At 72.3% G+C, this 12,359-nt stretch carries 12 protein-coding genes; 4 read left to right on the plus strand and 8 right to left on the minus strand.

The genetic code is table 11. The features are described from left to right. Position 1: 1 nt before the first annotated feature. From VFO68_RS06390 to VFO68_RS06410, 5 genes are read right to left on the minus strand one after another with little or no spacing between them, the layout of a single operon-like run. On the minus strand, positions 2-1,240 hold the full coding sequence (locus VFO68_RS06390; protein WP_325157226.1) for an ATP-grasp domain-containing protein: 1,239 nt from the start codon (positions 1,238-1,240) through the stop codon (positions 2-4). A gap of 52 nt (positions 1,241-1,292) precedes the next feature. Further along, entirely contained in the window at positions 1,293-2,411 is a 1,119-nt protein-coding gene (locus tag VFO68_RS06395) for an aminotransferase class V-fold PLP-dependent enzyme (protein WP_325157227.1), read from the minus strand. After that, complete coding sequence (locus VFO68_RS06400; RefSeq protein WP_325157228.1) at positions 2,411-3,667, minus strand: ATP-grasp domain-containing protein; 1,257 nt, start codon at positions 3,665-3,667, stop codon at positions 2,411-2,413. The genes VFO68_RS06395 and VFO68_RS06400 overlap by 1 nt, the downstream gene beginning before the upstream one ends. 11 nt (positions 3,668-3,678) lie before the next feature. Continuing rightward, positions 3,679-4,653, minus strand: a complete 975-nt coding sequence (locus VFO68_RS06405; RefSeq protein ID WP_325157229.1) for a proline dehydrogenase family protein — start codon at positions 4,651-4,653, stop codon at positions 3,679-3,681. A 10-nt stretch (positions 4,654-4,663) separates the two neighbouring features. Next, positions 4,664-5,770 (minus strand): fatty acid desaturase family protein, encoded by a 1,107-nt coding sequence (locus VFO68_RS06410; RefSeq protein WP_325157230.1) that lies wholly within the window; start codon positions 5,768-5,770, stop codon positions 4,664-4,666. Positions 5,771-6,130: 360 nt separating this feature from the next. Between VFO68_RS06410 and VFO68_RS06415 the strand changes: the two genes are divergently transcribed. Next, positions 6,131-7,336, plus strand: a complete 1,206-nt coding sequence (locus VFO68_RS06415; RefSeq protein ID WP_325157231.1) for a helix-turn-helix transcriptional regulator — start codon at positions 6,131-6,133, stop codon at positions 7,334-7,336. A 45-nt stretch (positions 7,337-7,381) separates the two neighbouring features. After that, complete coding sequence (locus VFO68_RS06420) at positions 7,382-8,638, plus strand: ATP-grasp domain-containing protein (RefSeq protein ID WP_325157232.1); 1,257 nt, start codon at positions 7,382-7,384, stop codon at positions 8,636-8,638. On the opposite strand, the gene VFO68_RS06425 is transcribed toward VFO68_RS06420, so the two are convergent. Then, positions 8,626-9,696, minus strand: coding sequence for a peptidoglycan-binding domain-containing protein (locus VFO68_RS06425; RefSeq protein ID WP_325157233.1), 1,071 nt, complete (start codon positions 9,694-9,696; stop codon positions 8,626-8,628). The genes VFO68_RS06420 and VFO68_RS06425 overlap by 13 nt on opposite strands. A gap of 144 nt (positions 9,697-9,840) precedes the next feature. Between VFO68_RS06425 and VFO68_RS06430 the strand changes: the two genes are divergently transcribed. Both VFO68_RS06430 and VFO68_RS06435 read left to right on the plus strand, forming a co-directional pair. After that, complete coding sequence (locus VFO68_RS06430) at positions 9,841-10,278, plus strand: VOC family protein (RefSeq protein WP_325157234.1); 438 nt, start codon at positions 9,841-9,843, stop codon at positions 10,276-10,278. Between the two features lie 31 nt (positions 10,279-10,309). After that, the gene (locus VFO68_RS06435) at positions 10,310-11,014 is read left to right on the plus strand and encodes an SDR family oxidoreductase (RefSeq protein WP_325157235.1); all 705 of its coding nucleotides are present in this window, start codon (positions 10,310-10,312) and stop codon (positions 11,012-11,014) included. Here VFO68_RS06435 and VFO68_RS06440 read toward each other — a convergent pair. Continuing rightward, positions 11,011-11,829 carry an SDR family oxidoreductase gene (locus VFO68_RS06440; protein WP_325157236.1) on the minus strand — a complete coding sequence of 273 codons (819 nt, stop codon included), beginning with the start codon at positions 11,827-11,829 and terminating at the stop codon, positions 11,011-11,013. The genes VFO68_RS06435 and VFO68_RS06440 overlap by 4 nt on opposite strands. Positions 11,830-11,861: 32 nt before the next feature. Further along, a complete protein-coding gene (locus VFO68_RS06445) occupies positions 11,862-12,359 on the minus strand; it encodes a MarR family transcriptional regulator (RefSeq protein ID WP_325157237.1) in 498 nt (165 codons plus the stop codon).

The following is a 12,359-nucleotide window of genomic DNA, read 5'->3' on the forward strand; positions in this document are numbered from 1 at the left end:
CTCAGGCCATCGCGAAGGTGACCGCGCCGGCCAGCTCGCGGGCGATGGCGGCGGCCTGCCGCGGGGTGCCGGCGCCGACGACGATCTCACCGAGCCGGTCCTGCGAGTCGCGCACCGGCCCGATCTCCATGCCCGGCTCGGCCGCGCACCGGGCGTGCAGCACGGCCGGGTGCGCGGCCACCTCGTCCCATCCCCGGACCGCGACGAGCCGGCCGGGCGGCGCGGTCAGGAAGCGGACCGCCGCACCCCGGGTCGGGACCAGCCGGCTCTCGTCGATCCGCCGGCCGAGCACGTCGTCGTAGACCAGCCCGAACAGCTCCAGTCCGGGAATCGCGTGCTGGAGCAGCACATGGATCCAGTCGCCGCCGTTGCGCACATGCACCTCGCCGAGCACCACGCCGGCCGTGGTGCGCCACGCCTCGACGTGGAACAGGCCGTAGCGCAGACCGAGGGCCTTGAGCGCGGCCGAGGTCTCGGCGGCCAGTTCGGCGCGCGCCGGATCCGGGATCGGCGCCGGAAGCACGTGGCCGGCTTCTACGAACAGCGGATCCAGCAGTTCCTTGGCGGTCACGGCGAGCACTCGCGGCTCGCCGCCGAGGAACACGCCCTCGACGCTGAACTCGATGCCGGTGACGAACTCCTCGACCAGGAACGGACCCGGCCCGGGCAGTGCCGCGACGGCCGCGGCCAGTTCGCCCGGGGCGCTCACCCTGCACACGCCCGCGCTGCCCATGGCGTCGCGCGGCTTGACCACCCACGGTCCGGTGGTCCGGGCGAGGAAGCCGGCCGCCTCGGCAAGGTCGTGGCACAACCTGCAGGCGGGCTGGCGGAACCCGGCTTCGCCCAGCGCGGCCCGGCACAGGTCCTTGTTGCGCACGGTGCGCACCGCCTCCGGCGGGTTGCCCGGCGCGCCGACGGCGGCGGCCACCTCGGCGGTGGCCACCTGGGCGTACTCGCGCACGCCGAGCACCACGTCGAACCGCTGCCCGGCGGCGGCCCGGCGCCGGGCCCAGGCGGCGGACTCGGCCGGGCGCTCGAAGTCGACCGGCCAGGACGCGTCGGCCAGCCAGCCGACCGCCGGGGTGGCCGCGAGCGTTGCGGTCTGGTTGGTCTGGTGGGTGACCAGGCCGCGGGCGCGACCCTGGGCCAGCGCCTGCACGGCCACGTCCACGCCGAGCGGGATCGCGCCCGCGCCGCCCACCAGGACCAGCGTCGGGTCGGCCGACCGGGCATCTCTCATGGCAACACATTGCCTTTCCATTGCCATGCTGGCAACCTGGCTCCAGCGCGGCTCATCGGGTCGTCCAGCGCAGCGCCCGGCCGAACGTCTCGATGTCGGCGAGCGTGTTGTAGTGGTGCACCGAGGTCCGGACGAACCGGTCGACGCCGGCCAGCGACAGCGGGGTATGGGCGCCGAGGCCGACCCAGCCGGTGACACCGCACTCGGCCAGCCCGTCGCGGATCAGTTCCGGGCTCGCGTCCCGGTGCGTGAAGGCCACGATCCCGGCCCGCCGCGCCCCGGGTGCGAGCAGCCGCGCGCCCGGCTGTTGGCAAACGGTTTCCAACAGCGCTCCGAACACCTCGGCCGGCGCCCCGTCCGGCCGGGCCAGGGCGTGCTCGGCGGCGGCCAGCAGGCCGAGCACGACCGCGTTGTTGCGCTCGGCGGTCTCGAACCGGGCCGCGGTCTCGGTGGTGAGCCGGTGCGAGTGCAGCGAGTCGGCCCGCGCGACGTGCAGGTCGTGGAACGGCACCTCGATCCGGTCCCACAGGTGCGGCCGGACGTAGGCGAACCCGCTGCCCCGGGGGCCGCGCAGGAACTTGCGTCCGGCGGCGGTCAACGCGTGGCAGCCGATCGCGGTCACGTCCACCGGAAGCTGCCCGACGGTCTGGCAGGCGTCCACCACGTACACCGCCTCCGAGCCGGCCAGCAGCGCGCCGACCTCCTCGACCGGCTGCACCACCCCGAGCCCGGAAGGCATGTGCACCACCGAAACCAGCGCCACCCGCTCATCCAGCCGGGACCGCATCCAGTCCAGGTCGAGGTCGCCGCCGGGCCGGGTCGGCACCACCTCCAGCCGGCCACCGCACCGCTGCGCCAGCCGCTGCAGGGCGATCAGGTTGCCGGCGTACTCGTAGGGCGTGAGCCAGAACCGGCTGCCGGCCGGCACCCGCAGGTGGCACACGATCCGGCACCAGGCATCGGTGGCGCTGCCGAACAGCGCGATGTCCTCGGCCCGCGCCCCGATCACCCGGCCGAGCCGCTCGTAGACCCGCCGCTCGAGGTCGGCCGCGTGGGCCGCCTCCGCCTCGTACGGTCCCAACTCGACCTCGGCCGCCAGGTAGCCGGCCATCGCCCGGTGCACGCCCGGCGCCGGGATCGCCGCCCCGGCGGTGTTCAGATGAACTCGCATCAGCGCAACCGGTACACCCGGTCCTTGAGGCCCTGGATGGCCGCGTAGTCGGCGTGCATGGCCGCCCGGCCGCCGGTCATGAAGATCCGCAGCGGGCTGCCGAGCAGGTCGGCGGTCGGCCGCATCCGCCTGCCCGGCGCCAGTTTCACGTTGAGCAGGTGCACGGTCGGCAACGCCGAGATGGTGTCCACCACCGCCTGGTCCACGCCCGCGATCTCACCGTCGAGCGTGGTCGCGGTGTTGTGCACGATCGCGTCCTGCCGCCGGGTGTAGATCCGGCCGGCATAGCGTTGGGTGAACTCCGCCGGTCGCGCGTAGGCCAGCGCGATCAGGTCGGCCTGGTTGGCGCCCAGACACACGTCGTGGAAGCCCGGGTTCATGTTTCCGTTGAGCCGCGCGCCGATCTCCACCAGCGCCGGGCCGTCCGGTGTCATCATCACCTCGGCGTGCGCGGGGCCGTGCGCGATGTTCAGCGCCGCCAGCACCCCGTCCACGTAGCCGATCAGGTCCGGCACCGGGAACGCGCTCGGATCCTGCAGCACGTCCTTGTCGTAGATGTTGCGGCCGGTCGGCAGCATGGTCTTCTCGTACTGCCAGACCCCGCACACGTACCGCCGGCCGGCCACGCTCACCGTGTCCACGATGTACTCGGTGCCGGACAGGTAGGACTGCACCAGTGCCTCGGTGTTGGCCAGGTCGAAGATGTCCCGCGCGGCAAGCACCCGCGCGGCCGCGGCGGCCACCTCGCCCGCGTCCCGGCAGATGTAGACGTTGTCCGTCGAGGCGGAGCTCAGCGGCTTGACCACGACCGGATACCGCCCGTGCCGCACCGCCCAGTCCACGATCGCGGCGGGTTCGGCGCTCTTGAACTGCGCGGCGCAGTGCAGCCCGGCCGCGCGCACCGTCTCGATCATCCGGTACTTGTCCCGCCGCGCCGCCGAGAGCGCCGACCCGTTGCTGGCCAGGCCGAGCCGCTCGGAGAGCAGGTCGGCCAGCGGGACCCCGGGCTCCTGCCCGGCCAGCACCGCGACCGGCGCGTAGTCCCGCAGGGTCGCCACCATGTCGTCCACGTCCCGGCACACCAGATTGTCCACATAGGACTCAAGGTTCGGCAGGAGCATGGTCGGCATCAGCTCCGGGGTGCTCTGAACGTGCACCACCCGCACGCCGAGCCGGGCGAAGGCGGCGGGCAGGAAGTTCCCGGTCGAGTAGCCGTCCACGATGACGGCCACGGGACCGGTTCGCCGTGTTGTCACAGGGTTCCTCCTCAGTACTCGCCACCGAACCGGATCCGGCCCGGCTCGGCGAGGTCGGCGAGCGCGGTGAACACGTTGCGCGGGTACTCCGAGAGCCGGTGCAGGAAGTGCAGCCACCAGTTCGCGCCGTAGACGGCGGCCACCCGGCAGGGCACGCCGCGCTCCCGGTACCGGCGCAGCAGGGCCGGTTGCTGGCCGTGCAGCATCTCGATCTCGGCCAGCCGCCCGGTGATCCCGCGCCGGTCCAGCAAACTCAGCAGGGCGGCGTCGTGCGTGCCGCAGGCCAGCAGCACGCCCCGGTCGAGCAGGGTTTCGGCCAGGGCGGCATAGCGTTCGTTGAGCGCCGGACCGCGCGGCATGGCCACCGCGCCCGCCTCCCGGTACACCCCCTTGACCAACCGGATCCGGCGGCCCGGCCGGGCGACGGCAACCAGGTCGGTGTCGGTGCGGTACAGGTGCGCCTGCATGGTCAGCCCGAGGTTGTCGTGCCGGGGCGCCAGTTCGGCGAACACACCGATGATCGCCTCGACCAGGTCGCTGCGTTCCATGCTGAGCACGACCGGCAGGTCCCGTTCCGCGGCCGCGCGCAGGATCCGTTCGGTGTTGGCGATCGCGAGCTCGCGGGAGACGAGCAGCCCGACGTTGGACAGGTCGAAGCCGAGCTGCACCGGCCGGTCCGCCTCGGCGATCACCGCCAGGTACTCCCGGCAGATGCCCTCGATCTCGGCCGGGTCGGTGACCTCCTCGCCGACGTACTCCACACCGAGCCGGTAACCCTTGGCGGACAACGTGGACAGCCGCGGCCACAGCTCCGGCCGGTCGGCGGCCACGATGTAGCGGCTGGCCGGCGCGGCGAGCAGCCGGCGCAGCCCGGCGGAGCGCAGGAAGCCCGCCCGCAGGCCCGGATCGGCGGCCAGCGCCTTGAGCGCCGCGGCCGCGGTGGTCAGCTCGGCGGCCGGAACGTCGACGGGTGACAGCGTGGACATCCGACTCTCCTCAGGTGCCCAGCTGCCGGCGGGAGATCGCGGCCAGCTCGGCGAAGCTGCGGTCCACCGCGCGCGGGTCGCCGCCCGCCCGCCGCCAGTCGCGGTACTTGGCCGCGTAGCTGATCAGGGTCTCCTTGTGCCGGCCGCCCCGGGACCGGGTGACGATGCCCGCCCACAACCCGTCCCAGCTGGCGTAGGCCTCGTCCCCGAGCAGCACCCGGTGGGCCTTGCGCATGTTCCAGAACGGCACGCCGGTGTTGAGGTGGTGCACCAGGTGGAAGTTGTCGTTGTGCCGGCCGAGCAGGAACCGCTCGATCGCCCAGCCGTGCCGGTTGCGGGTCATCAGGATCTGCCGGTTCTCGCTCTCCGGCAACGGATAGTGCTCGGCGAGCTCGGAGAGCCAGCCCACCGCGATCGCCGTCGTGAACAGCGGCACGAGCCAGAACAGCACGAACTCCAGCAGGAAGCCGCCGAGCGCGAGCGGGGTGAGGATGCCGGTCCAGACCCCCAGCAGCAGCCAGCGTTCCGCGCGCAGGCTGATCGGCATCGACACGGCGACCTGGTCCTGACGGAACAGCAACCGGTCCTCGACCACGTAACGCACGTACCGGGCCGACCGCAGGCCGAACACCGCCAGCAGAATGTTGCGCAGGAAGAACGCGCGGCTGGACACGGCCGGGTCGTAGATGCCGCACTCGCGGTGGAAGCCGTAGTCCGGATCCTTCGCCTCGTCACCCAGGAACCGGTGGTGGAAACCGATATGGGAGCTGCGGTACGGGTTGTACATGTGGAACACGAGGTGTCCGGAGAACACCGTGCCGAGCACGACGTTGAGCAGACCGTTGCGGGCCAGGACCTTGTGCGAGGCCTCGTGCAGGAGGTTGACCAGCGCACGCTGCGTCGAGCCGATCAGGATCAGGGCGAGCGGGTAGAACCAGTAGGAGACGCCGACACACAGGAAGACCGCGACCGCGACCACGGCATAGTCGAAGAGCAGGCCGAGGATCGCGTGATGGTTGTCCAGCTTGCACAACGCGCGCAGCTCACGGCGGATCCGGGGCGAGAGCCGGCCGAAGTCGAGCCGCGGCTGGGCAGCGTCGGATGACAGCACGGTCATAGGGGAGTTCCTCCAGTTGGGGTCGCACGCAGGCGGAAGGCCCCGGCGGGCTTGCCTCGCGTGGGCGCGCTGAAGCGGACCGTCAGGCGGTCTGGGGGTGGGTGGGAACCGGTGCTACGGCCAGTCGATGTCCAGCGACAGCGGCTCGGCTGCGTGGTGACTCATCTGTCGCCTCCGTTCTTCGATTCGAGTAAACGGGCGGGCGACGGCGTTGACAAGGGTTGACCACAAAGTTGTCGCCAGTGCCAAGGAAGACTCAATCAGTTGACAAGCGGACTTAACTTAGTCACACTGATTCCGGATAAAGTCGGACGTCACAGGGGCAATGGCAAGGTTGTCCGCCGTTGCCATGGAGGCAAGATGGAACAGCCGCTGTTCGGTCGACGGCTGCGCGCGCTCCGGCAGGAGCGCGGCCTGTCCCAGGGCGCGCTGGCCGCCGATGTCATCTCCACCGGATACCTGTCCCGCCTGGAGTCGGGCGCCCGGCAGCCGACCCCGCGGGTGGTGAAGTACCTGGCCAAGCGGCTCGACGTGCCGGTCTCGGCGTTCGAGACGGCCGGCGCCCCGTCGCTGGCCCGCGCGCTGGCCGCGGTCGCCTCGGCCGGCGCAGGCGACGGCGCCGAGACGCTGGTCGAGGCGCTGCGCACGGACGACGGCCGGGTGCCGGAGCTGCGCTGGCAGGCGCTGTGGCTGCTGGCCCGGATGCGCGGCGAGCAGGGCGCGCACGCCGAGCAGCTCACGCTGCTCACCGAGTTGGCCGAGCTGACCGACGAGCTGGCCGCGCCCGACCTGCGGGCCCGGGTGTGCACCCAGCTGGCCCGCTGTGTGCGCGTCCTCGGCGACGTCGCCCGGGCGCGGGAGTACGCCGCGCAGGCGGTGGAGCTGTCCGGGCAGGCCGCCGTGGCCGACCGGGCCGCGGCGTTGCACGCGCTGGTCTCGGCGGAGGCGGAGGCCGGCCGGGTGGCCGAGGCGCGGTCGCACGCCGACGAGCTGTGCGCGCTGGCCCGCGACGCCGGCGCGCCCGCGCACACCGAGGCGCTGTGGGCGCTGGCCACCGTGTGCATCCGGCAGGGCGCGTTCGGGGACGCGCGGCAGGCCCTCGAGCTGGCGCTGGACCGGTTGGACAGCCACCAGGATCTGGCCCTGTGGATGCGGTTGCGGCTGGCCGCGGCCTCGCTGTACCTGCAGAGCACCCCGCCGCTGGTGGAGCCGGCCGCCGCCCGGCTGGCCGAGGTCGAGCCGGTGCTCGCGCTGGTCGGCACCGAGCTGAACCGGCAGGAGGCCACGGCGCTGCGGGCGCACCTGGCGTTCGCCGAGGGCCGGTTCGACGACGCCCGAAAGCTGTGCGCGGCGGTGGAACCGGAGCGGTTGTCGTTCCGGGACCGGATCCGGCTGGAGGCGCTCGGCAGCCAGTTGATGATCATGGAAGGCAAGGCCGAGGCCGGCTTCCAGCGGCTGCACCAGCTTGCGCAGGCCGCCTCGGACGCGCGCAACGTCGAGCTGGCCGCCGAGATTTGGCGCGGCCTGGCCGAAACACTCGCCGGGCAGGGCGGAAAGGCCGGCTGAACCAGCACCTTGCCAAGGTTGCCAACGTCATGTCAACCTAGTGCCATGAGTCGACCCGTCGCCGTGCTCGTGGACGCCTACACCTCGGGCAACTACCTGCCGCCCGCCTTCGACGCGCTGGGCGTGGACGTGGTGCACGTGCAGTCCACCCCGGAACTGATGAGCTCGATGCTCGCTCCCGACCTGCGGGCCTACCGGGCCAACCTGGTGTGCCTGGACCCGGCCCGCACAGCGGCGGAACTGGCCGCGTTCGAGCCGATCGCGGTGCTCGCCGGTCAGGAACCCGGCGTGCCGCTGGCCGACGAGCTGGCCGAACGGCTCGGCCTGCCCGGCAACGCGGCCGCGGGGTCGGCGGCCCGGCGCGACAAGTACGAGATGATCGAGGCGCTGCGGGCGGCCGGGGTGCGCTGCGCCGACCAGTTCGTGAGCGACGACGCCGAGGAGATCGTGGCCTGGGCCCAGCGCCGCGCCGAGTACCCGGTGGTGGTCAAGCCGCTGTGCTCCGCGGCCACCGACGGGGTGCAGATCTGCGCCGACGCCGGGCAGGTGCGCAAGGCCGCCGAGGCGGTGCTCGGGTCCACCGACATCTACCTGCGCGCCAACGACCGGGTGCTGGCGCAGTCCTACCTGTCCGGTCCCGAGTACGTGGTGGACATGGTGTCGGTGCGGGGTTCCCGGTACACCTGCGGTGTGTGGCGATACCACAAGCGGCTTCTCGGCACGCACAACATCTACGACCGCGAGGCGGTGCTGCGGGCCGGCGATCCCACGGTGGCCGAACTGATCGCCTACACCGACGAGGCGCTGCGCGCGGTCGGCATCGAGTACGGGCCCAGCCACGCCGAGGTGATCATGACGGCGGACGGTCCGACCCTGGTCGAGGTCGGCGCGCGGCTGGCCGGCAACATGCACCCGCGCTTTCACGACGAGTGCGTCGGCGCCAACCAGGCCGACCTCACCGCGCTGGCCTACAGCCGGCCGGCGGAGTTCCTGGCCGGCTACGCCGGGGACCGGTACACCAAGCGGTGCGAGGCCTGCGTCTACACCGCGCCCACCGACCAGGACGGCATCGTCGAGCGCGTCGACGAGGCGGTCGTCGCCGAGATCGAGGCGCTGCCCTCGGTGTTCGGCGTGCACGTCAAGATCAAGCCGGGCGGCCGGATCCGCCCCACCGTCGACCTCTACACCAGCACCCTGCGCGTGTTCCTGCGCAACAACTCCGAAGTGGCGCTCCTGCGCGACTACCGCCGCGTCCAGGAGCTCAAGGACCGGGTGTACCAGGTGAGCGGTTACTCGGAATAGACCCGCGCCAGCGTCTCCCAGGTCTTCTCGCCGCATACGCCGTCGTCGGTGAGGGCGTGCTCGCGTTGGAAGGCCTGCACGGCGATCTCCGTGGCGATGCCGAAGTCGCCGTCGATCGCGCCGTGGTAGTGGCCGAGGTGGGTCAGGCCACGCTGCAGGTAGCTGACGTGCTCACCGTTGTCGCCGCGCCGGATCGAGCCGTGGATGCCGCCGTGCTCGCGCCACTGGTCCTCGACGTTGCGGCCGGTCTCGAACGCGTCGGCCTCCTCGGGCAGCCGGCGGTAGGGCTCGTACTGGCCGCTGCTGTAGACGTTCTGGGTCTCGGCGGCGCCGCTGCCGTAGAAGCTCTCGTAGCCGGCGATCGCCTCGTCGGTGGCGCCGTCCGCGGTGGACTGCGTGATCGCCGTGGCGACGGCGTACTCCGCGACATAGCGCGGAATTCCCATGGACGCCACCAGCGAGTCGGCGTCCTGGCCGAGCCCGGCCTGGGCGCGCGCCTCGCGGAAGGTCAGCTCGGCGTGCCGGCTCTCGTGGTAGATCGTGTTGGCCACCTCGCCGAGCTGCTGCTCGTTGAGGGTCTCGATGTGGGACTCCTCGAACTGGTCCGGGTTGACCGCGATGTGCCACTGGCCGGAGGAGCGGAACTCGGCGAGCGTGTTCGAGCCGGACAGTCCGGCGTCGAAGTCGTAGGACGGTTGCGGCACACCGAGTTCGGTCAACTCCCCGATGGCGGCCGACATCAGCCGGTCCAGCCGGTCGCGCGGCGCCATCGAGCTGTGCATGGTGCCGTAGGCGCTGTCCACGTAGTCGTCGACGTGCTCGTCGGCGCGCAGCCCGGTCTGCGAACCGGACAGGCTTTCCAGGCTGCGCCAGGTGTCCGGCCCGACCGCGCCGTCGTTGCGCAGCCCGGCGTCGTCCTGGTACTTGGTGACCGCGACGTGGGTGCGCCAGCCGAAGTCACCGTCGATGGCGCCGCCGTAGTACCCGTGCTGGTGCAGAAGCTCTTGCAGGCGTTGGACCTCAGGTCCGTGCGCGCCCTGCCGAAGTGTGCTTGCCATGACAGAAACTGTCCACCGGGGGCGCCACCTGTGGGAACGCCCGAACGGGCAGTCGGCGGTGCGAAGACCGCCGAACTCAGTGCTGCTGGGGGTGCGCCAGACTGGGCGGTGATCCCCGGACCCCACCAACGAAACGAGGCTCCCATGGCCGACGTCCCCGTTACCGGGCTGCATCACCTGAGACTCACCGTGACCGACCTGGCCCGGTCGAAGGCGTTCTACACCGAGGTGCTCGGGTTCACCGTGGTCGCGGAGTCGCCGGGGGACCCGGCCGACCCGGCCGTGCGCAGCGATCCCGACCAGCTCTACGGCGGGTGCGTGCTCGCGGGGTACGACATCCTGCTCGGGTTGCGCCCGGTCGCCGATCCGGCCGACCGGTTCGACTCCGCGCGGGTCGGGCTCGACCATCTCAGCTTCACCGTCGAGTCGCGGGAGGTGCTGGACGCGGCGGCTCGGCGGCTCGCCGAGCGCGATGTGGTGCACGGACAGGCGCGTGAGCTGGCCGCGTTCGGCATCGTGATCCTGTCCTTCGACGACCCGGACGGGATCCACTTGGAGCTCACCGCGCCGCTGCCCGGGTGACCTGCGGGGCCACGCTCTACCGTGTGGTGCCATGACGGATCGACCACTGGCCCTGGTGACCGGGGCGTCGCGGGGGATCGGCGCGGCCATCGCGCGGCGGCTCGCCGGGGAACACGACCTGCTGCTCGGCGGCCGCGACGAGGCGGCGCTGCGGGAGCTCGCCGACGAGCTGCCGGCGGCCCGGGCGTGGCCGGTCGAGCTGACCGACCCGGACGCGCTGCGGACCGCCGCCGCGGAGGTGTCCCGGCTGGACGTGCTGGTGCACTCGGCCGGCGTGGCACGGCTCGGGTCGCTGGCCGGCGCCACGGCGCAGGACTGGCAGGAGTCCTTCGCGGTCAACGTGATCGCGGTGGCGGAGCTGACCAGGCTGCTGCTGCCGGCGCTGCGGATCGCGCGCGGGCACGTCGTGCTGATCAACTCCGGAGCCGGGCTGCGGGCCAACGCGGGGTGGGGCGTCTACGCGGCCAGCAAGTTCGCCCTGCACGCCTACGGTGACGTGCTGCGGGCCGAGGAGGAGCCGCACGGCCTGCGGGTGACCTCGGTGCATCCCGGCCGCACCAGCACCGACATGCAGGCCGCGGTGCGCGAGTTCGAGGGCGGCGCGTACGAGCCGGAGCGCTACCTGCGGCCGGAGTCGGTGGCCGAGGTGGTGCACACGGCGGTGACCGCCACCCCGGACGCGCACCCGCACGAGATCATCATCCGGCAGCGCGACTCGGGTTCCTGGACCCGTTAGTCACCCGACAGCAGCCGGCTCTGGTAGCGGCGCATGCCACGCAGCCAGCGGTCGTAGTCGGATGCCTTCTGCCGGAACATGTCCAGCACGTCCGCGTGCGGCAGGATCAGGAACCGCTCGTCGGCAAGGGCGTCGAGCACGACGTCGGCGACCGCTTCCGGTTCGAGCACGTCGCCGGCCGAGGTGACCGCGCGCTTGGCGGCGTCGCCGAGCGGGTCGTCGCCCTGGTCCACCGAGTGCAGCAGCTTGGTGTTCACGCCCATCGGGCACAGGCAGCTGACCCGGACGCCCTGGTCCCCGTAGGTGATCGAGAGCCATTCGGCGAACGCGACGGCCGCGTGCTTGGTCACCGCGTAGACCGGGGAGCCGATCTGGGTGAGCAGTCCGGCGGCCGACGCGGTCGCCACGAAGTAGCCCTCGCCGCGGGAGACCCAGCCGGGCAGCAGCAGTTGGGCGGCGCGCACATGCGCCCGCAGGTTCACGTCGATCGCCCGGTCCCACAGGTCCTCGGTGGCGGAAAGCCCGCCCCGGCCGGTGATTCCGGCGTTGGCGAAGTACAGGTCGACCGGTCCGAAGGCGGTCTCCGCCACCGTGATCAGGTCCCGGATGCAGTCCGTGTCGGACACGTCGCCGCCGGCCCCGGCCGCGCGGCCGGGGTGCTTGTCGTTGATCGCCGCCGCCACCTGTTCGGCGCCGGCCGCGTCCAGGTCGGCGACGAGCACCCGGGCGTCCGCGTCGGCCAGCCGGGCGGCCAACGCGCCGCCGATCCCGCCACCGCCGCCGGTCACGATCGCCACCTTGCCCGCAACCTTCATCGGGCCTGTATAGCCGAACCCGCCGGTAACTTTCAATCGGCGGAGTCGCCGAGGGACTCCAGCAGGGTGCGCAGGATCTTCACCAGGGTGGCGTGCTGGGCGGCGGAAAGCGGGGCCAGCACCCGGTTCTCGGTCGCGAGGTGGTGCGGCAGGACCTCGTCGATGAGGTCCCGTCCGGCGCGGGTGAGCGCGACGTGCACGCTGCGGCCGTCGGACTCGCTGCGCGTGCGGGTCACCAGGCCGCGTGCCTCGAGCCGGTCCAGGCGCTGGGTGACCGCGCCCGAGGTGACCATGGCCGAGCGGGTCAGTTCGGCCGGGGTGAGCCGGTGCGGCGGCGCGCTGCGGCGCAACGTGGCAAGCACGTCGAAGGAGGACCGGTCCAGGCCGTGTTCGGCGAACGTCCGGCTCAGCTCGGCGTGCACCAGTTGGCTGAGCCGGGACAGCCGCCCGATCACGGCCATCGGAGCGACGTCCAGATCGGGCCGCTGGGCCGCCCACTGGGCGAGCACGTGGTCGACGTGATCCGTCAT

The organism is Actinophytocola sp. (assembly GCF_035712165.1).
Classification (GTDB): domain Bacteria; phylum Actinomycetota; class Actinomycetes; order Mycobacteriales; family Pseudonocardiaceae; genus DASYTH01.

Bases quoted from the DNA above. Each gene is read 5' to 3' on its own strand.
- VFO68_RS06390 (WP_325157226.1), bottom strand. From the start codon at position 1,240: ATGAGAGATGCCCGGTCGGCCGACCCGACGCTGGTCCTGGTGGGCGGC.
- VFO68_RS06420 (WP_325157232.1), top strand. From the start codon at position 7,382: ATGAGTCGACCCGTCGCCGTGCTCGTGGACGCCTACACCTCGGGCAAC.
- VFO68_RS06430 (WP_325157234.1), top strand. From the start codon at position 9,841: ATGGCCGACGTCCCCGTTACCGGGCTGCATCACCTGAGACTCACCGTG.
- VFO68_RS06445 (WP_325157237.1), bottom strand. From the start codon at position 12,359: ATGACGGATCACGTCGACCACGTGCTCGCCCAGTGGGCGGCCCAGCGG.
- VFO68_RS06415 (WP_325157231.1), top strand. From the start codon at position 6,131: ATGGAACAGCCGCTGTTCGGTCGACGGCTGCGCGCGCTCCGGCAGGAG.
- VFO68_RS06395 (WP_325157227.1), bottom strand. From the start codon at position 2,411: ATGCGAGTTCATCTGAACACCGCCGGGGCGGCGATCCCGGCGCCGGGC.
- VFO68_RS06410 (WP_325157230.1), bottom strand. From the start codon at position 5,770: ATGACCGTGCTGTCATCCGACGCTGCCCAGCCGCGGCTCGACTTCGGC.
- VFO68_RS06425 (WP_325157233.1), bottom strand. From the start codon at position 9,696: ATGGCAAGCACACTTCGGCAGGGCGCGCACGGACCTGAGGTCCAACGC.
- VFO68_RS06440 (WP_325157236.1), bottom strand. From the start codon at position 11,829: ATGAAGGTTGCGGGCAAGGTGGCGATCGTGACCGGCGGCGGTGGCGGG.
- VFO68_RS06405 (WP_325157229.1), bottom strand. From the start codon at position 4,653: ATGTCCACGCTGTCACCCGTCGACGTTCCGGCCGCCGAGCTGACCACC.
- VFO68_RS06435 (WP_325157235.1), top strand. From the start codon at position 10,310: ATGACGGATCGACCACTGGCCCTGGTGACCGGGGCGTCGCGGGGGATC.